The following is an 18355-nucleotide window of genomic DNA, read 5'->3' as shown; positions in this document are numbered from 1 at the left end:
ACCACCGCCCCTGCGTTCAGGCCTTGGCGTTCGCGCCCTGGGTCTTCTTGCGCTTCTTCCTCTGTGGTGGTGCCGCGGGGTCCCCGGCCGGAGTCTTGACCCCGATGGCGCTCTGACCGAAGAAATAGCCAAGGATGATCAGAAAGCTGTTGGAAAGAAGTGTGGACGGAACGATCTTCAGAAACATGGAGACGATGAACACGATGGTCAATATGATCAGCAGGGCGGCGCCGACGAGCGTGGCCATCGGCTCGCGAGCCACCCGGCGGTTCCATTTCCGCTCCGCGATCTCCTCGTTCAGGAGTCTTTCCTCGCGCAGTTTCTTGAGCTCGTCCCTCGCCTCCTCCTTCTCCTCCCGTTCCTTCTGCCAGCCCTCCACGACCATGGCCTGAGCTTCGCTGTCCACCTCTGCTGCCACGCGCTCCCGCTCGCGAGCGGCGGCAGCCTCCGCTTCCAAGGCCGTGAGCTGTCGCTTGAGTTCGTCCTTCTCATTTCCGGGTGGAAGCCGCTCGACGAGGTCCTGGAGGCCACCCAGTCGTTCCTGGCTCCGCAGCTCCTTGATGCGGTCCAGAATCAGTCGCTTACGGTCAAGAAGGAACGGAAGGATTCCAATGGAGACACTCGGGGTCTCGACCACCCAGACCTTTGCGGAACTCTGGGCCTGAAACATGCCGAATTGTTCCGGATGGCTGATCGCCTCGTTGACTCGCGTGAGGGCTTGTTCCAACTCCGGCAGGTCGTAGTCCTTGATGGCCTGTACCGAAAGGCCCAGGGCGTCCAGGAGCGGCTCGTACATTCCCCTCAGTCGAGCCATCGCGTCCGCAGCCGGGACAATTCTCTCGCCGACCCCCATACAGCCCTCCCCGGGACAAGATGTTCGAGGCGCTCATCCTGCCAAGCCGGCCCCCCGAGCACAGCCCGATTCCCAGAACCCGGGCGGCGAATTCATTCACGCACGCTGAACCTGGCCAGAGCCCAGATGGCCAGCAGGTCGAGCGTCATCAGGCTGATCGACCACAGGGGGTAGTACGGGATGAACATGAACTGGGTGATCAGGCTCACCGCGCCCACCGCCACGCCGGCCCCCGTGCCCCAGCTCTTGCCGAGCAGCACGCCCAGGCCCGCGGCCACGAGCGCGATCCCGATCACCAGGTGGAGCCAGCCCCAGGCTGTCAGATCGAACCGGTAGACGTACCGCGGTGCCCTGAAGATGCTGTCCTGGGCGATGCCGGTGATCCCCATGAGGATGCTCAGTGAGCCGCTCAACTCCAGCGCCAGACCGGCGAACAGATGTGGGCCGACCGACCACTGCTGTTGCGTTGCGCCAGGTGTACCCGCCATGGTCACCGCCTCCTCGGCATTCACCCTCACCCCACCGCTCCCATGCCGCGACCGCACCAGGCCGTCCGGGTGACGACCGCCGTGTGACCCGGCGAGGGGCGCGATCATGGGAGGCCCGCGGCGTACTCCGTGCTAACGTCCACTGTTTGCGTGTCGCTGTGCCGGTGCTTCGTTCGGTGTCCTGGCCGGTGACCGCGTCCCCGCCGCGCCTTCCTCGGTACGGTCCCCTCGGAGGAAGGCTCTCGGTGAGCGAATCAGTACACGGCGATGCCCGGCGGCAGCCCACGGCTGCGTCCTTCGCGCAGCTGGGGCTGCCGGCCGAGATTCTGCGGGCGCTCGACGAGCACGGTGTGACCGTGCCCTTTCCCATCCAGGCGGCGGCGCTGCCGAACGCGCTCGCGGGACGGGACGTCCTGGGCCGGGGCCGCACGGGCTCCGGCAAGACGCTCGCCTTCGGCCTGGGGATGCTCGCCCGGACGGCCGGGCGGCGCGCGCAGCCGAAGGAGCCGCTCGCGCTCGTTCTGGTGCCCACCCGGGAGCTGGCGCAGCAGGTCGGTGAGGCGCTCACCCCGTACGCCGAGGCGCTCCGGCTGCGGCTCGCGACCGTGGTGGGTGGAGTGTCCATCGGACGCCAGGCCGCCGCGCTGCGGGACGGCGCCGAGATCGTCGTCGCCACGCCCGGTCGGCTCCACGACCTCGTCGAGCGCAAGGACTGCCGGCTGGGACGGGTGCGCATCGCGGTCCTGGACGAGGCCGACCAGATGTGTGACATGGGGTTCCTGCCGCAGGTCACCGGAATCCTGGACCAGGTGCGTTCCGACGGGCAGCGGATGCTGTTCTCCGCCACCCTCGACCGCGACGTCGACCAGCTCGTGCGGGACTACCTGCGCGACCCCGCCGTCCACTCCGTGGACCCCTCGTCCGGCGCGGTGTCCGCGATCGAGCACCACGTCCTCGTCGTCCACGGCCCGGACCGGTACGCCGTGACCACGGAGATCGCCGCCCGGGACGGCCGCGTCCTGCTGTTCCTCGACACCAAGCACGGAGTCGACCAGCTCACGCGGCATCTGCGGGCAGGCGGCGTGGCCGCCGCCGCCCTGCACAGCGGGAAGTCCCAGCCGCAGCGCACCCGGACCCTGGCCCAGTTCAGGGACGGGCAGATCACCGCGCTGGTGGCGACGAACGTCGCCGCTCGCGGCCTGCACGTCGACGACCTCGACCTCGTGGTCAACGTCGACCCGGCCACCGACCCGAAGGACTATCTGCACCGGGCCGGCCGCACGGCGCGGGCCGGCCGCTCCGGCACCGTCGTGACACTCGTCCTGCCGGGACAGCGCCGCGAGACGAGCCAGGTCATGGCGGACGCCGACGTCGCTCCCAAGGTCACCAAAGTGCGGTCCGGAGAGGCGGAGCTGAGCCGGATCACGGGCGCCAAGGCCCCCTCCGGAGAGCCTCTCGACGGCGGGTCGGCCGTATCGCGCCCCAAGAACCACAACGCCCCGTTCCGCGGCCTGGGCAGCACCAAGGACGCGAAGAGCGGCTCCGGCGGCCGGTCGTCCCGCAGGAGCAGCGAGGCCCGCAAGCTCGCGGAGGCACGCAGGGCGGCCCGGGTGCGGCGCGGCGGCTGAACCGGGCTTCCCGGAGTGCCGGGCGGTGGCGGCTCACGCACCGTCCGTCCGCTGATCCCGTCCTCGCGTCGGCCGTTGCGCCGTTTCCTCCGTCCCCCCGCGCGTGGTGTCGGCGCCGATGGACTGACGGCGGGCACAGTGGCACGTCGGAGGGGCCGGTCGGCCCTGCCGGGTACCCCACGGGCAGAGGAGGGTGGGGACGTACGGGGACGTACGGATCCGCGAGCACCTCCGACCGAGACCCGATCCGCAGAGGAGCCCATGATGTCCGTCGACACGCATCAGGCGTCCGCCTCGCTCACCGACGGCGAGCTGAGGACGCTGGACGCCCACTGGCGCGCCGCGAACTACCTGTCCGCCGGTCAGATCTACCTCATGACCAACCCCCTGCTGACCGAGCCGTTGCTCCCCGAGCACGTCAAGCCGAGGCTGCTGGGGCACTGGGGTACCTCGCCCGGGCTGAACCTCGTGTACACCCACCTCAACCGGGTCGTCCGGAGCCGTGGCCTGGACGCCCTGTGCCTCTGGGGACCCGGGCACGGCGGCCCCGCGGTGGTCGCCAACTCCTGGCTGGAGGGGTCGTACACCGAGATCTACCCCGACGTCACGCGGGACGCGGCCGGAATGGCACGGCTGTTCAAACAGTTCTCCTTCCCCGGCGGGGTGCCCAGTCACGTCGCGCCCGAGACGCCCGGCTCCATCCACGAAGGCGGCGAACTCGGATACTCCCTGTCCCACGCGTACGGCGCCGCCTACGACAACCCCGGTCTGCTCGTCGCCTGCGTGATCGGCGACGGCGAGGCCGAGACCGGGCCGCTGGCCACGTCCTGGCACTCCAACAAGTTCCTTGACCCGGTCCACGACGGCGCGGTCCTGCCGATCCTCCACCTCAACGGGTACAAGATCGCCAATCCGGCCGTCCTCGCCAGGCTGCCCGAGTCCGAACTCGACCAACTGCTCAAGGGATACGGCCACGACCCGATCCACGTCACCGGCGACGACCCGCACACCGTCCACCGGGCCATGGCCCGGGCCATGGACACCGCGCTCGACCGCATCGCCGCGATCCAGCACGCGGCCCGCGCGGAGGGCGCCGGCGAACGCCCCCGCTGGCCGGTGATCGTGCTGCGCACCCCGAAGGGCTGGACCGGCCCGGCCGAGGTCGACGGACTTCCCGTCGAGGGCACCTGGCGCTCCCACCAGGTGCCGCTGCCCGCCGTCCGGGACAACCCCGACCACCTGCGGCAACTGGAGTCGTGGCTGCGCTCCTACCGGCCCGAGGAACTCTTCGACGAGCACGGCACTCCGCGTCCGGACGTGCTGGCCTGCGTCCCCGACGGCGCCCGACGGCTCGGTGCCACCCCGCACGCCAACGGCGGACTGCTGCTGCGCGAACTGCCCATGCCGCCGCTGGAGCGGTACGCCGTCCCCGTCGACAAACCCGGCGTGACCCTGCACGAGCCCACCCGCGTCCTGGGCGACCTGCTGGAGGACGTCCTGCGGGGCACCGCCGACCGGCGGGACTTCCGCCTCGTCGGCCCCGACGAGACCGAGTCCAACCGCCTCCAGGCCGTCTACGGGGCCAGTGGCAAGGCGTGGCAGGCCGGCACCCTCGACGTGGACGAGCATCTCGACCGGCACGGTCGCGTGATGGAGATCCTCTCCGAGCACACCTGCCAGGGCTGGCTGGAGGGCTACCTGCTGACCGGGCGGCACGGCCTCTTCTCCTGCTACGAGGCGTTCGTGCACATCGTCGATTCGATGGTCAACCAGCACATCAAGTGGCTGCGCGTCACCCGCCGACTGCACTGGCGCGCGCCCATCGCCTCCCTCAACTACCTGCTGACCTCCCACGTGTGGCGCCAGGACCACAACGGCTTCTCCCACCAGGACCCCGGTTTCGTCGATCACGTCCTCAACAAGAGCCCCGAGGTGGTACGGGTCTACCTGCCGCCGGACGCCAACACCCTCCTGTCGGTCGCCGACCACGCGCTGCGCAGCCGCGACTACGTGAACGTGATCGTGGCCGGCAAGCAGCCCTGCTTCGACTGGCTGACGATGGAGCAGGCGAAGTCGCACTGCGCGCGGGGCGCCGGGATCTGGGAGTGGGCCGGCACGGAGAGCGGCGAGCGCGAGCCCGATGTGGTGCTCGCGGCGGCCGGTGACGTCCCCACGCAGGAGGTGCTGGCCGCCGCCCAGCTACTCCGCACGCATCTCCCCGAGCTGACGGTGCGGGTCGTGAACGTGGTCGACATCGCCCGGCTGATGCCCGCCGAGGAACACCCGCACGGGATGACCGACTTCGAGTTCGACGGCCTGTTCACGCCGGACAAGCCGGTCGTCTTCGCCTACCACGGCTACCCCTGGCTGATCCACCGCCTCGCCTACCGCCGTACGGGCCACCAGCACCTGCATGTGCGCGGCTACAAGGAGATGGGCACGACCACCACACCGTTCGACATGGTCGTCCGCAACGACCTGGACCGCTACCGCCTGGTCATGGACGTCGTCGACCGCGTCCCGGGCCTGGCGGCGCGCGCCGCGGCCGTACGCCAGCGGATGGAGGACGCCCGACTGCGCCACCACGAGTGGATCCGCGTCCACGGCACCGACCTGCCGGAGGTCGCCGACTGGTCCTGGGAGGGCTGACAAGACTCCGGGGCCGGCCCGGCCGGCGGTGAGCCGGGCCGCCTCTGGCTCGACGCACACCCGGTTCACGGCCGGGCGACCGGCTCCTGCTCGATCGTGGCGTGCAGGCGCCGCGTGTGGTCCACGTGGCGCTCGGCTCCGGTCAGCGTGATCCTGGCCGTCAGCCGCGGATCCGCGCTGGAGGCGGCCAGCCGCAGCTCCAGCTCGCCCGGTTCGACGACGCGCCGGCCGTCGCGTCCCGTGAAGGAGGCGAGGTCGGCCGGGACCGTGGCACACAGGCGCCGGGACTCGCCCGGCTCCAGGTCGACCCGGGTGTAGCCGACCAGGCGCTGCACCGGCTGGACGACGGAGGCGACCGGGTCGTGCAGATAGAGCTGGACGACCTCGGTTCCGGACCGGCCGCCGGTGTTGCGGACGGTGAAGGCGAGGGTGAACTCGCCGTCCGTCGGGGCCTCCTGGACGTCCACGGTCAGGTCCGTCCAGTCGAACCGCGTATAGGACAGGCCGTGACCGAAGGGGAAGGCGGGGGTCGGGTCGACGGTGGACACCTCGCTGGCGTGCGCGAGCCGCGCCCCGAGGTACGTGGCCGGCTGGGAGCCCGGCCCGCGCGGCACGCCGACCGGGAGGCGTCCGGAGGGATTGGTACGGCCGCTGAGCACGCCGGCGATCGCGTGAGTGCCTTCCTCACCCGGGAAGAAGGACTGCACGATCGCGGCGGACTCCTCCACGGCGCGGCCGAGGGCGTACGGTCGTCCGGCGAGCAGCACGGTGACCACGGGTGTCTCCAGGTCGAGCAGGGTGTCGAGCAGTCGCTGCTGCGCGCCGGGCAGGTCCAGCGTCCCGACGTCGCATCCCTCGCCGCTGGTGCCCCGCCCGAAGAGCCCGGCGCGGTCGCCGAGCACCACCAGGGCGATGTCGGCCTCGCGTGCCACCTGCGCGGCCTCGTGGATGCCGGAGAGATCCCCGTCGTCGATTCCGGTGCCGCGGGCGACCGTGATCTCGGCGTCGGGGAACTCGGCGGCGAGAGCGTCGCGCAGCGTGGGCAGCTCGATGCCGAGTGGGGTCCCGGGATGGCGGACGCCGATGTGCTGGGGGAAGGAGTAGCAGCCCAGTACGGCGGTGGGCTCGTCGGCGTTGGGGCCGAGCAGGGCGATGCGGCGCGGCCTCCCGAGCGGCAGGGTGCCGTCGTTGCTCAGCAGCACGACCGCTTCCTCGGCGACCGTGCGGGCCAGCGCGCGGTTCTCCGGACCGTCCAGGTCGATCCGGCCGCGCAGGGCGGCCGGGTCGTCCAGGTCCGCCCCGTCGAGCGCGGCCGGCACGGGGTTCCAGTCCGGGTCGAGCAGGCCGAGCATCGCCTTCTGGGTGAGGATCCGGCGCAGGGCGCGATCGACCAGCGCCTCCGGTACGCGGCCGTCGGCGACGGCATCGGCCAGGGGCGCGCCGTACGTCTTGACGTTGGGGAGTTCGACGTCGACGCCCGCGCGTAGCGCCGTGCCGGCGGCGCCGGCCCAGTCGGCGGCGACGCCGTGGAGGGTCGTCAGGAAGGCGATGGCGAAGTAGTCGGCGACGACGGTGCCGTCGAAGCCCCAGGTGTCGCGCAGCAGCCCGGTGAGCAGGTCCTCGTCGGCCGCGGAGGGCATGCCGTCGGTGTCGGTGTAGGCGTTCATCACCGAACGGGCGCCGCCTTCACGGATCGCCATCTCGAAGGGAGGCAGCAGGACGTCGGCACGCTCACGCGGGCCCACGGAGGTGGGAGCGAGGTTGCGTCCGGCGCGCGAGGCCGAGTAGCCGACGAAGTGCTTGAGGGTGGCGACGATCCCGGCGGACTCCAGGCCCTGCACATAGGCCGTCCCGATGGTGCCCACGAGGTACGGGTCCTCGCCGATGGTCTCCTCGACCCGGCCCCAGCGGGCGTCGCGCACCACGTCCAGGACGGGTGCGAGTCCCTGGTGGACGCCGACGGCCCGCATGTCCCGCCCGATGGCGGCGGCCATGCGCCGCACCAGGTCCGGATCGAAGGTGGCGCCCCAGGACAGCGGCACGGGGTAGGCCGTCGCCCCCCAGGCGGCGAAGCCGGCCAGACACTCGTCGTGCGCGAGAGCGGGGATGCCGAACCGGTTCGTGGCGGCGATCCGGGTCTGGGTGCGGGCCAGGGAGAGCGCGCCCAGGGCCGGGTCGACCGGGACCGTGCCGAAGGGCCGCGTCAGCTGGCCCAGTCCGGTGGGCAGGAGCGCCTCGAGATCGACGGCCTCCTCCATGTCGTGCTGATGGGGGGCCACTTCACCGCCCTGATCGGAGGCCCCCACCCACACTCCGTACAGTTGGGCGGTCTTCTCCTGAAGGGTCATCGCGTCGATCAGCGCGTCGACCCTCGCGGTGACGGAGACGGTCGGGTCGTTCCAGAGCGCGGTTGCGGGGATGTTCTCTACATCCATGTCAGCGTTCACTTTCCTCCTACGCCCGTCGGGCCCCTGTCCGGGGCACGACGGGCGTACAGGTAGACGTGCGGAGGCATCGTCAGTGGCGATCAACGGCTGAATCCGGCGGTCAGACCGCTCAGCAGCTGGCGGCGGCCGAACGCGTACAGCACCAGGACGGGCAAGGTGGTGAGGACGACAGCGGCGAGGACCGCGGGGACGTTGACCCCGTACTGGCCCTGGAAGGACCACAGTGCCAGCGGCAGGGTCCGGCGGTCGGGGCTCTGGGTGAGGACCAGCGGCAGCAGGAATCCGTTCCAGATGGTCAGTGCGTTGAAGATGGTCACGGTGAGGATGGCCGGCCGGGTGAGCGGTGCCGCCAGCCGCCACAGTGTCGTCCATTCGGTGGCGCCGTCGACCCGCATCGAGTCGAACAGCTCTTTGGGCACGTCGCGGATGAAGTTGGCGAGCACCAGCACGGACAGCGGGATGGCGAAGGCGATCGACGGGAGGATCAGCGCCAGCAGGCTGTCGTACAGCTGGAGTTTGATGATGATCAGGTAGACCGGGATCACCGTCGCCTGGAGCGGGATGGCCAGGCCCATGAGGAACAGCCCGTTCACCGCGCGGAGGACCCGCATGCGCCAACCGCGAACGATCGCGTAGGCCGCCATGAAGGAGAACAGGACCGCCGGCACCACGGCGCCGGCGGTGACCACGACGCTGTTGACGAAGTAGCGAAGGAAATCGGACTCGATGACCAGCCGGTAGTTGTCCAGTGTCGGGTCGCCGGAAGGCACCAGGGGGTTGCTCGCGTAGTAGCGGCTCTGGGCCTTGAGGCTGGTGATGAGGGTCCAGTACAGGGGTACGGCGACGACGACGAGCCAGAGCCACCCGGCCAGGCCGCCGGCCCAGTTGCGTCGGCGGGCCGCATGGGGGGAGGGGCGTTGCCGCTCGCGGTCGGTGGTCTTCCGCGGTCGTCGTGTCTCCGGCAGCGTGGTGGTCACCGTCAGGCTCCCTCGAGTTGGCTCGCGCCGGGGTCCCGGCCCCCGAGGCGGCGCAGCAGCAGGGCGAGGGCCAGACCCACCAGGACGAGGATGACCGCGATGGCGCTGGCCGGTCCCATCAGGCTGGCCTGGAATCCCCGCTTGTACATGTCCAGTGCGAGGACCCGGGTGGCGTCGCCGGGGCCGCCCTCGGTCAGGACGAAGATGAGGTCGAAGAAGGTCAGCGACCCGACCACCATCAGCGTGGATGAGGTGATGATGGTGTACTTCAGCTGGGGCAGCGTGATGCTGAAGAACTGCCGGATCCGTCCGGCCCCGTCCAACTGCGCCGCTTCGTAGAGGGACTTCGGGATCTGCTGGACACCGCCCTGATAGATCAGGGAGTGGAACGGGATGAACTGCCAGGAGACGACGAAGACGACGACCCCGAAGGCGAGTCCGGGCCGCCCCAGCCAGTCCTGGCTGAGCGCCCCGATCTTCAGCCCGGCACCGAGCCCGAAGTTGGGGTCCAGCAGGGCCTTGTACGCGATCGCGATCGCCGCGGAGCTGAGCATCAGCGGGACGAAGTACACCACGCCCAGCACCGCACGGTAGCGCTGGCGGCCTGCCAGGAACGTGCCGAGCAGAATGCTCAGCGGCGTCTGAACGGCCCAGGACACGGCCATCACCAGGAACGTCACCCAGAGGGCATGCGGCAGCCCGGGGTCGGTGAGGACCGCACGCCAGCTGGTCAGTCCTGAGGCCTGGATGCCGCCGATCCCGTCCCATGTGGTGAAGCTCAGGACGAAGACCCCGATGAGCGGGATCACGGCGAAGCAGATGAAGACCGCCAGCGCCGGCGCTGCCAGCCACGGCAGGATGCTGCGCGGCTCGCGGCGCGGCGGATGGCTGGTGAGCGCGCTCATGCGCCGGTGACCGCGTTGAGGTTGGTGGCGAACTGCCGCGGCGATATGGACAGTTGGAACAGCTTGACGATGTTGTCCAGCAGCGTCTCGGCGGCCGTCGGGCTGAGCGCCTGGTCCCAGGACTGTACGAACGTCTTGGCGTTGCTGGCGATGTTGTAGGTGAGCTGGAGGAAGTCGGCGCTGTCGGAGGCGGCGAGCAGCTTCTCCGTGCCCAGCCGGACGGGAACCGACCCGTTGCCGATCCACTTCTTCACCTCGTCGTCCTGGAGGACGCCGGTCGCGAAGAATTCCTTGGCGATCTCCTTCTCCTTGGCGCCGGCCTTCGAGGAGATGGACAGGTACTGGGCGGGGTTGCCGACGGCGTTGGCCGGATCGCCCTTGCCGCCTTCGACGGGCGGGAAGTTCATGAAGCCCAGCTTGCCGCCGGAGACGAAGTCGCCGCCGTCGGCCTTCTGGATGCCGTACGACCAGGCGCCGTGCAGCATCATCGCGGCCCTGCCGGTGTACAGCAGCGCCTGGTCCGCGTTGGAGTCCGCGGTGATCGAGGAGAAGCCCTTGATGAAGCCGTCGGCCTTGACCAGATCCTGCACCCTGGTCAGCGCGGTGATGGCGTCCGGGTGGGACCAGGCGTTCTTCTCGCCTTCGATGATGGCCTGGAACACCTCGGGGCCGCCGATGCGGTCGAACAGGAACTCCAGCCACATCATGTTCGTCCACCGGGACTGCCCGCCGAGGGCGAACGGCGCTATGCCCTCGTCGTTGAACCTGGGCACCAACGCCATGATGTCGTCCCAGGACTCCGGCGGCTTCACGCCGACTCGGTCGAAGACCTCCTTGTTGTAGAAGAGGACGATCGGCTGCACGTTCTCGCACGGCATCGCGTAGATCTTGCCGTCGACGGTCGCCGCCCCGAACGCGGCCGGGAACAGCCGGTCCTTGACCTCGGAGTGCTCGTCGAACCACGAGGTGAGGTCCTCGACCTGGCCCGCTTCCGCGTAGGTGCGCAGTGTCCCGCCGCCCCAGCCCCAGATGATGGTGGGCGCCTGCCCGGCACCGATGGCGGTCTTGATCTTCGTCTTGTACGCGTCGTTCTGGAAGGTGGTGTCCTCGATCTGCTCCTCGGGGTGGGCCTTGTTGAACGCGTCCACCGCGCCGGCTCGGACACCTTGCTGCGGCTGGCCGCTGAGGTACCAGTACGTGGCCCCGCCACCGCTCTTGCCGGGTCCGGACGAGCCGCAGGCCGCCAGTGCCGCGGAGACCGGCACGCCGGCGGCCAGGGCGAGGAGGGTACGTCGGGAGAGCGCCATGTTTACTCCGCACTCGAGAGCCACAGGCTTCTCGTGAGTCATGGTGAAAGGTTTTCGAAACAGCCTTCTTCGAGCTCTGTTCGTGCAAATTAGGTTTCGGGCTGACGCGCTGTCAAGGCATGTGCAGGTGCGCGTTGCAGAGCCATAGGAAGCCGCCTGGTACCGGGCCTGAGCGACTCTCAAGTAGCCTCGCAGGAGGGCGAAACGTTTTCGAAAGTCTCTGGTTGAAGGCGAGGGGCGACATGATGACCGCGGCTGACACACTGTCGGTGCAGGTCATGCCGCGCAGGCAGTGCCCGGTGCCGGGTTGCCGTACGGTTGACCGGCTCCCCCCGCGTTGCCGGCCCGGCCGGCGGCTCACCACACCGGTGGACGTACAGCTGAGAGGAACCGATGCGACCGAACGGCAGGCGCACCACGTTGGCGGACATCGCCCGAGCTGCGGGGGTGTCCGTCGCCACCGTGTCCAAAGTGGTCAACGGTCGCGGTGACGTGGCGCCGCACACCCGTACCCGGGTGCAGGAACTGCTGCATCAGCACCAGTACCTCGCGCCCGTGTTCCGGCACATCGAGGTCGTGGAAAACCCCACCATCGAGGTGCAGTTCCAGGGCGGCCTCAAGTCGTACGTGGCCGAGACCCTGGAAGGCATCATCGACTCCGCGGCGGAGTCGGGGGCCTCGGTGGTGATCAGCAAGGCGTCCCATGCCCCGCACTGGGCCCGGGACCTGGCCTCGGCCGGGCGGCGCGCCGTCATCGCGGTCACCAGCGTGTACACCGCGGCGCACCTGAAGGAACTGGCCCGGGCCGGGCTGCCGTTGGTCGTGCTGGACCCGCTGCACCTTCCGGACAGCCGGGTCAACAGCGTGGGGGCGACCAACTTCGCCGGCGGCCTGGCCGCGACCCGGCACCTGCGCTCCCTCGGCCACCGCCGCGTCGCCTATCTCGGCGGACCGACCATGGCCGTGTGCAACCAGGCGCGCATGCACGGCTACCGCGCCGCCATGGAGGCGGAAGGAGCGCGGGTGCCCGACGCCTACGTCCGGCCCGGAGAGTTCACGTACGAGACCGGCCTGCTCGGCGCCGAGGAGCTCCTGGCCCTGCGAGAGCCCCCCACGGCCATCTTCGCGGGCAACGACGAGATCGCCCTCGGTGTCATCGAGGCCGCCCGCGCCCGCGGCCTGCGCGTCCCCGAGGACCTGAGCGTGGTCGGCTTCGACGACACGAGCCTCGCCCAGATGGCCTCACCCCCGCTGACCACGGTGCGCCAGCCACTGAGGGAGATGGGCGCTGCCGCCCTGCGCACCGCCCTCCGGCTCGCCAACGGCGAGAAGGTCGAGTCCCACCACATCGAACTCGCCACCGAACTCGTGGTACGCGCCTCCACGGCGCCGCCCCGCGAGGGCGGCGAGTAGGCGTCGTCGACGGACCGGAGACGCCTCGAAAGTTTCGATCATTTCCCGCACGCTTCGACGACACAAGCTAGGAACGTGGGTTCCTCCGGTCAAGGCCTGGCGCCGAACTGTCCATAAACGGCGCCCGTGGGCTCGTCTTCCTGCTTGCTGGGGGATTAGAAAGTTTCGATCGCTGAATCGAAACTTCTCTTGCGAAAGGTATTGACGGGTCATCATCAACGCCCCGATCATCCCTGTCTGAGAAACCGGCCGTAGTTCGAGATGTCGGACGACGTCGGACTGCGCCACCCCCGTTTCGTGTTTCTACCTTGGAGGCACAGCCATGGGCTCGTATGCCCTTCCCAGAGCCGCAATCCGCCGGAGGATCCGCGGCCCGCTCCTGGCGCTGGTCGTCGGCGTCGTCGGTGCGGCCACCGCACTGGTCTCGCCGCCGGCCGCACACGCCGCCGAGAACACGCTCGGCGCCGCGGCGGCGCAGAGCGGCCGCTACTTCGGCACCGCCATCGCCTCCGGCAAGCTGGGCGACTCGGCGTACACGACGATCGCCAACCGTGAGTTCAACTCGGTGACGGCCGAGAACGAGATGAAGATCGACGCCACCGAACCACAGCGTGGCCAGTTCAACTTCACCGCCGCCGACCGCGTCTACAACTGGGCGGTGCAGAACGGCAAGGAGGTGCGCGGCCACACCCTGGCCTGGCACTCCCAGCAGCCCGGCTGGATGCAGAGCCTCAGCGGCAGCGACCTGCGCCAGGCGATGCGGAACCACATCAACGGCGTGATGGCCCACTACAAGGGCAAGATCGCCCAGTGGGACGTCGTGAACGAGGCGTTCGCCGACGGCAGTTCGGGGGCCCGGCGCGACTCCAACCTCCAGCGCACCGGCAACGACTGGATCGAGGACGCGTTCCGCACCGCGCGCGCCGCCGACCCGAGCGCCAAGCTCTGCTACAACGACTACAACGTAGAGAACTGGACCTGGGCCAAGACCCAGGCCATGTACAACATGGTCCGGGACTTCAAGGCGCGCGGCGTGCCGATCGACTGCGTGGGCTTCCAGTCGCACTTCAACAGCGGCAGCCCCTACAACAGCAACTTCCGCACCACCCTCCAGAACTTCGCCGCACTCGGCGTCGACGTGGCCGTCACCGAGCTCGACATCCAGGGCGCCTCGGCCACGACCTACGCCAACGTGGTCAACGACTGCCTGGCCGTCTCGCGCTGCCTCGGCGTCACCGTCTGGGGTGTGCGCGACATGGACTCCTGGCGATCGGGGGACACGCCGCTGCTGTTCAACAACGACGGCAGCAAGAAGGCCGCCTACACCGCCGTCCTCAACGCACTCAACGGCGGCTCCACCACGCCCCCCACGGATCCCCCCACCGATGCCGGACAGATCAAGGGCGTCGGTTCGGGCCGCTGCCTGGACGTGCCCAACGCCAGTACCACCGACGGCACCCAGCTCCAGCTGTGGGACTGCCACACCGGCACCAACCAGCAGTGGACCCGCACCGACGCCGGTGAGCTCAGGGTCTACGGCAACAAGTGCCTCGACGCCGCCGGCACCGGCAACGGCGCCAAGGTCCAGATCTACAGCTGCTGGGGCGGCGACAACCAGAAGTGGCGCCTCAACTCCGACGGCTCCATCGTCGGCGTCCAGTCGGGCCTCTGCCTCGACGCAGCCGGCACCGCCAACGGCACCCTGATCCAGCTCTACTCCTGCTCCAACGGCAGCAACCAGCGCTGGACGCACAGCTGAGGGGAGTGTTCGTCATAGCGGGTTGCCCGGTGGGGATCAGTGCCCCCACCGGGCAACCCACTTGAGGCCCTAGAAGAAGCCGAGCTTCCGAGGGCTGTAGGAACACAGAATGTTCTTCGTCTGCTGGTAGTGGTCCAGCATCATCTTGTGCGTCTCCCGGCCGATCCCGGACTGCTTGTAGCCGCCGAAGGCCGCGTGGGCGGGGTAGGCGTGGTAGCAGTTCGTCCAGACGCGGCCCGCCTGGATGGCGCGCCCGGCCCGGTAGGCCGTGTTGATGTCACGGGTCCACACCCCCGCGCCGAGGCCGTACGACGTGTCGTTGGCGATCTTGACCGCGTCGTCGAAGTCGTCGAAGGAGGCCACCGAGACGACGGGGCCGAAGATCTCCTCCTGGAAGACGCGCATCCGGTTGTCGCCCTCGAAGATGGTCGGCTGCACGTAGTAGCCGCCCTTCAAGTCGCCGTCGTACTCGGCGCGTTCACCGCCCGTCAGGACCTTGGCGCCCTCCTGTCGGCCGATGTCGATGTAGGACAGGATCTTGGCCAGCTGCTCCCCGGACGCCTGTGCGCCGATCATCGTGTCGGTGTCGAGCGGGTGCCCGGGCCTGATCAGCTCGGTGCGGGCGACGGCTGCGGCAAGGAAGTCCGGGTAGTTGCCGCGCTGGATCAGCCCGCGTGAGGGGCAGGTGCACACCTCGCCCTGGTTCAGCGCGAACATCGTGAACCCTTCGAGGGCCTTGTCGCGCAGGTCGTCGTCCTTCTCCCACACGTCGTCGAAGAAGATGTTCGGCGACTTGCCGCCCAGCTCCAGCGTGACCGGCTTCAGGTTCTCGGCCGCGTACTGCATGATCAGCCGTCCCGTGGCCGTCTCGCCCGTGAAGGCGATCTTCGCCACCCGCGGACTGGAGGCGAGCGGCTTCCCGGCCTCCGGGCCGAAGCCGTTGACGATGTTCAGCACGCCCGGCGGCAACAGGTCGGAGACGAGGCTCAGCCAGTAGTGGATGGAGACCGGCGTCTGTTCGGCGGGCTTGAGGACGACCGCGTTGCCCGCGGCCAGGGCGGGCGCCAGCTTCCACGCCGCCATCAGAATGGGGAAGTTCCACGGGATGATCTGGGCGACGACGCCCAGCGGCTCATGGAAGTGGTAGGCGACCGTGTCGTCGTCGACCTCGCTGAGCGAACCCTCCTGGGCGCGCACGGCGCCGGCGAAGTAGCGGAAGTGGTCGATGGCCAGCGGGATGTCCGCCGCCAGGGTCTCCCGTACGGGCTTGCCGTTCTCCCAGCTCTCCGCGACCGCGAGTGCTTCGAGGTTGGCCTCCATGCGGTCGGCGATCTTCAGCAGGATGTCGGACCGCTCGGTCGCCGACCCGCGCCCCCAGCCGGGTGCGGCCGCGTGGGCGGCGTCGAGTGCCGCCTCGACGTCCTCCGCCGTGCCCCGCGCCACCTCGGTGAAGGGCTGCCCGTTCACCGGGCTCGGGTTCTCGAAGTACTGCCCCCTGGCCGGAGGTACGTACTCCCCGCCGATGAAATGGTCGTAGCGGGGCAGATAGGAGACGATCGCGCCCTCGCTTCCGGGCGCCGCGTAACGAGTCATGCGGAACTGGCCTCCTTCAGCAGCGCTGCCCGCCGTTGGACAGCTCTGCGCCGGAGCGTAAGGAGGCGGACGTTGCATCCACGTTGCGGACGGGAAGCGGCGCTACCGGCCCTGGAGGCGGGCCCAGCCGTCCGGGGCCGACAGCTCCGCTTCGAGCGCGGCCAGCCGGGCCCGGTTCGCCGGCGTCGGCCGGGCCGTGGCCAGTGCCCGCCACACCTCCAGGTCCTCCTCGCCCCACGGCGCGTGGACCCAGTCGGACAACAGGTCGGGGTCCGAGCGGGCGATCAGCGCCGCGCGCAGCCCGTCGGCGAGACGGCGCCTGAGCCGTACGACCGCCGGGGCCCGGGACGCGGGCAGCAGCGGGCCGGGGTAGCCGGCCAGGGCGGTGGTGACCGCGCCGGCCGCCAGCCGGCGTTCGACGACCGCGACGTCCGACTCCACGGGCGCCGTGAGCCGGTAGGGGCGCGACGCGAGCAGTCCCGGCCCCAGTGCCTGACGCAGCCGGGCGAGCTCCGCGCGCAGCGTCACCGGTGTCACCGACTCGTCCTCGTACAGGGCGCACAGCAGTTCGTCACCGGTCAGGCCATGGGGGTGCGCGGCCAGAAGCACGAGGATCTCGCTGTGCCGGCGGCTGAGCCGTATCCGGCGGCCGCCCGTCGTCAGCACGGCCTGGTCGCGGCCCAGCGCCGCCAGCTCGAGTCCCCCGGCGGCCGGGCGTCCCGGGAGGAGCAGTGCCAGATGGGACTCCGCCGCGCGTGCCACGGCCTGCACGAAGCCCAGGCTGTGCGGATGCGCGAGACCGTCCCCGCCGGTGATGTCCACGGCACCGAGCACCCGCCCCGTGCGGGGGTCGTGCACGGGGGCCGCCGCGCACGTCCACGCCTGCACGCGCCGCACGAAGTGCTCGGCCGCGAACACCTGCACCGGACGGCCGACGGCGACCGCGGTGCCCGGCGCGTTCGTCCCCACCGCGCTCTCCGACCACCGGGCGCCCGGCACGAAGTTCATCCGCCCCGCCTGACGCAGCGTCGACGCGTGCCCCTCGACCCACAGCAGCCTGCCGCGCGCGTCGCACACCGCCAGCAGATGCCGGCCGTCGGAGGCGAACGTGCCCAGCAACTCCCGGAACAGCGGCATCACATGAGCCAGCGGATGCTCGGCACGGCAGGCCCCGAGGTCGCCGTCCGTGAGTTCGACGTCGGCGGTGCCGTCCGGGTGCACTCCGGCGCGCGCCGAGCGCCGCCACGACTCGGCGACCACCCCGCGTACCGGGCGCGGCACCGTCCCGGCCTCGGTGAAGGTGTCGTGCGCCCGGTGCAGCACGCGTACGCGCTCGGCAGGGTCGGCTCCTGGCTCCAGGGCCACCCAGGAATCGGTCACCATGGCCTCCCGCGGGGCGTGCGCTGGGGGACATCGTCGCTCGGGGTGCGCGTGGCGACAACCGTCCCGACGCGGACGCGAGTCGCGGTGCCCCGCGCCCTGCGGAACAATGACTGAGCGGGCCATGGCCGTTGGCCGGCCCGGGAACGACGGGTGAGACCTGGTCTCACGGCCGTCTGTCACGAGGGAGACGCTCATGTCCTCGAAGAGGCGCCGCAAGAAGAAGTCACGCCGCAACCACCCGGCGAACCACGGGAAGCGGCCGCAGTCCTGAACGCGAGCACCACCGTCCGTCAGAGGACGTCGTAGGTCAGGTGGGTCGCGGTCGATGTGGGGATCACGGTCCGCTGCACCAGCGTGCGCGGCGCGGTGCCGGTGAACAGTGGCGTCCCGGCGCCCAGCACGACCGGCGCGAGGTGCAGTGACAGCGTGTCGACCAGCCCGGCGGCGAGGGCGGAGCCGACCGTGGCGCCGCCCCCCATGACGATGACGTCGAGTTCCTTGCCGCTCGCTGCGGACGCCGCCTCGGCGCGCCGGCGTGCGGCCGCGACGGCGTCGTGGAGACCGGTGCCGACGAACGTCCAGTCGAGATGGGTGAGCCGCACCGACTCCGGAGGGGAGCCCGTCACGACGAAGAACGCGGGCGTGCCGACCTCACCGGCGCCGTAGCCGGTGGTGTCGTCCCAGCCGTGCGGTCCGTCGACCACGTCGAAGAGGCGGCGGCCGAGGACGACGGCGCCCGAGCGGTCGGTCGCCTCGCGCAGGATCCTGCGGTCCTCGGGATCGTCGGAGAAGGCCCAGGTGTGCAGGGCCTCGCCGCCGGTGCCCAGACCGTTCTCCGGGCCGGGGTCGGGGCCGGTGACGAAGCCGTCGAGGGAGACGGAGATGTCGGCGATGATGCGTGTCATACCAGGGTGGACCCGATTCGTCGCCCCGACTCATCGCTGAGACGCCCG

The 18355-nt window shown here is 70.2% G+C and carries 14 protein-coding genes; 5 read left to right on the top strand and 9 right to left on the bottom strand.

All coding sequences use genetic code 11. The features are described 5' to 3' along the window. Nucleotides 1-16: 16 nt before the first annotated feature. Nucleotides 17-796 (bottom strand): hypothetical protein, encoded by a 780-nt coding sequence (locus tag ACZ470_RS14100; protein WP_468427130.1) that lies wholly within the window; start codon nucleotides 794-796, stop codon nucleotides 17-19. Between the two features lie 149 nt (nucleotides 797-945). Further along, nucleotides 946-1341, bottom strand: a complete 396-nt coding sequence (locus tag ACZ470_RS14095) for a DUF7144 family membrane protein (protein ID WP_468427129.1) — start codon at nucleotides 1339-1341, stop codon at nucleotides 946-948. A 245-nt stretch (nucleotides 1342-1586) separates the two neighbouring features. Here ACZ470_RS14095 and ACZ470_RS14090 point away from each other — a divergent pair, with 245 nt between their 5' ends. Both ACZ470_RS14090 and ACZ470_RS14085 read left to right on the top strand, forming a co-directional pair. Beyond that, nucleotides 1587-2969, top strand: coding sequence for a DEAD/DEAH box helicase (locus tag ACZ470_RS14090; RefSeq protein ID WP_468427128.1), 1383 nt, complete (start codon nucleotides 1587-1589; stop codon nucleotides 2967-2969). 264 nt (nucleotides 2970-3233) lie between these two features. After that, on the top strand, nucleotides 3234-5618 hold the full coding sequence (locus tag ACZ470_RS14085) for a phosphoketolase family protein (RefSeq protein ID WP_468427211.1): 2385 nt from the start codon (nucleotides 3234-3236) through the stop codon (nucleotides 5616-5618). Between the two features lie 65 nt (nucleotides 5619-5683). Here the strand turns inward: ACZ470_RS14085 and ACZ470_RS14080 are convergent, their stop codons facing one another. The 4 genes from ACZ470_RS14080 to ACZ470_RS14065 form a co-directional block, all read right to left on the bottom strand. After that, nucleotides 5684-8053, bottom strand: coding sequence for a beta-xylosidase/alpha-l-arabinosidase (locus ACZ470_RS14080; protein WP_468427127.1), 2370 nt, complete (start codon nucleotides 8051-8053; stop codon nucleotides 5684-5686). Nucleotides 8054-8145: 92 nt separating this feature from the next. Next, nucleotides 8146-9042, bottom strand: coding sequence for a carbohydrate ABC transporter permease (locus ACZ470_RS14075; protein WP_468427126.1), 897 nt, complete (start codon nucleotides 9040-9042; stop codon nucleotides 8146-8148). A 2-nt stretch (nucleotides 9043-9044) separates the two neighbouring features. Beyond that, nucleotides 9045-9947, bottom strand: a complete 903-nt coding sequence (locus ACZ470_RS14070) for a carbohydrate ABC transporter permease (RefSeq protein WP_468427125.1) — start codon at nucleotides 9945-9947, stop codon at nucleotides 9045-9047. After that, entirely contained in the window at nucleotides 9944-11254 is a 1311-nt protein-coding gene (locus ACZ470_RS14065; RefSeq protein ID WP_468427124.1) for an extracellular solute-binding protein, read from the bottom strand. The genes ACZ470_RS14070 and ACZ470_RS14065 overlap by 4 nt, the downstream gene beginning before the upstream one ends. A 393-nt stretch (nucleotides 11255-11647) precedes the next feature. Here ACZ470_RS14065 and ACZ470_RS14060 point away from each other — a divergent pair, with 393 nt between their 5' ends. Then, a complete protein-coding gene (locus tag ACZ470_RS14060; protein ID WP_468427123.1) occupies nucleotides 11648-12667 on the top strand; it encodes a LacI family DNA-binding transcriptional regulator in 1020 nt (339 codons plus the stop codon). Between the two features lie 322 nt (nucleotides 12668-12989). Continuing rightward, complete coding sequence (locus tag ACZ470_RS14055) at nucleotides 12990-14426, top strand: endo-1,4-beta-xylanase (protein ID WP_468427122.1); 1437 nt, start codon at nucleotides 12990-12992, stop codon at nucleotides 14424-14426. Nucleotides 14427-14495: 69 nt separating this feature from the next. Here ACZ470_RS14055 and exaC read toward each other — a convergent pair whose 3' ends face one another. Together exaC and ACZ470_RS14045 are read right to left on the bottom strand one after the other, a co-directional pair. After that, nucleotides 14496-16019, bottom strand: coding sequence for an acetaldehyde dehydrogenase ExaC (exaC, locus tag ACZ470_RS14050; protein ID WP_468427121.1), 1524 nt, complete (start codon nucleotides 16017-16019; stop codon nucleotides 14496-14498). A 102-nt stretch (nucleotides 16020-16121) separates the two neighbouring features. Then, nucleotides 16122-17399 (bottom strand): GAF domain-containing protein, encoded by a 1278-nt coding sequence (locus ACZ470_RS14045; protein ID WP_468427210.1) that lies wholly within the window; start codon nucleotides 17397-17399, stop codon nucleotides 16122-16124. A gap of 196 nt (nucleotides 17400-17595) precedes the next feature. Here ACZ470_RS14045 and ACZ470_RS14040 point away from each other — a divergent pair, with 196 nt between their 5' ends. Then, nucleotides 17596-17673, top strand: a complete 78-nt coding sequence (locus ACZ470_RS14040; RefSeq protein WP_465270565.1) for a 50S ribosomal protein bL37 — start codon at nucleotides 17596-17598, stop codon at nucleotides 17671-17673. A 19-nt stretch (nucleotides 17674-17692) separates the two neighbouring features. Here ACZ470_RS14040 and ACZ470_RS14035 read toward each other — a convergent pair whose 3' ends face one another. Beyond that, on the bottom strand, nucleotides 17693-18307 hold the full coding sequence (locus ACZ470_RS14035) for a dihydrofolate reductase family protein (protein WP_468427120.1): 615 nt from the start codon (nucleotides 18305-18307) through the stop codon (nucleotides 17693-17695). Nucleotides 18308-18355: the final 48 nt, after the last annotated feature.

Source organism: Streptomyces sp. NPDC031111 (assembly GCF_055570675.1).
This window is presented reverse-complemented; position numbering and strand designations above follow the sequence as displayed.

Coding starts and splice junctions, on each gene's coding strand:
- ACZ470_RS14100 (WP_468427130.1), bottom strand. CDS start 796: ATGTACGAGCCGCTCCTGGACGCCCTGGGCCTTTCGGTACAGGCCATC.
- ACZ470_RS14060 (WP_468427123.1), top strand. CDS start 11,648: ATGCGACCGAACGGCAGGCGCACCACGTTGGCGGACATCGCCCGAGCT.
- ACZ470_RS14070 (WP_468427125.1), bottom strand. CDS start 9,947: ATGAGCGCGCTCACCAGCCATCCGCCGCGCCGCGAGCCGCGCAGCATC.
- ACZ470_RS14055 (WP_468427122.1), top strand. CDS start 12,990: ATGGGCTCGTATGCCCTTCCCAGAGCCGCAATCCGCCGGAGGATCCGC.
- ACZ470_RS14080 (WP_468427127.1), bottom strand. CDS start 8,053: ATGGATGTAGAGAACATCCCCGCAACCGCGCTCTGGAACGACCCGACC.
- ACZ470_RS14085 (WP_468427211.1), top strand. CDS start 3,234: ATGTCCGTCGACACGCATCAGGCGTCCGCCTCGCTCACCGACGGCGAG.
- ACZ470_RS14065 (WP_468427124.1), bottom strand. CDS start 11,254: ATGGCGCTCTCCCGACGTACCCTCCTCGCCCTGGCCGCCGGCGTGCCG.
- ACZ470_RS14095 (WP_468427129.1), bottom strand. CDS start 1,341: ATGGCGGGTACACCTGGCGCAACGCAACAGCAGTGGTCGGTCGGCCCA.
- exaC (WP_468427121.1), bottom strand. CDS start 16,019: ATGACTCGTTACGCGGCGCCCGGAAGCGAGGGCGCGATCGTCTCCTAT.
- ACZ470_RS14035 (WP_468427120.1), bottom strand. CDS start 18,307: ATGACACGCATCATCGCCGACATCTCCGTCTCCCTCGACGGCTTCGTC.
- ACZ470_RS14040 (WP_465270565.1), top strand. CDS start 17,596: ATGTCCTCGAAGAGGCGCCGCAAGAAGAAGTCACGCCGCAACCACCCG.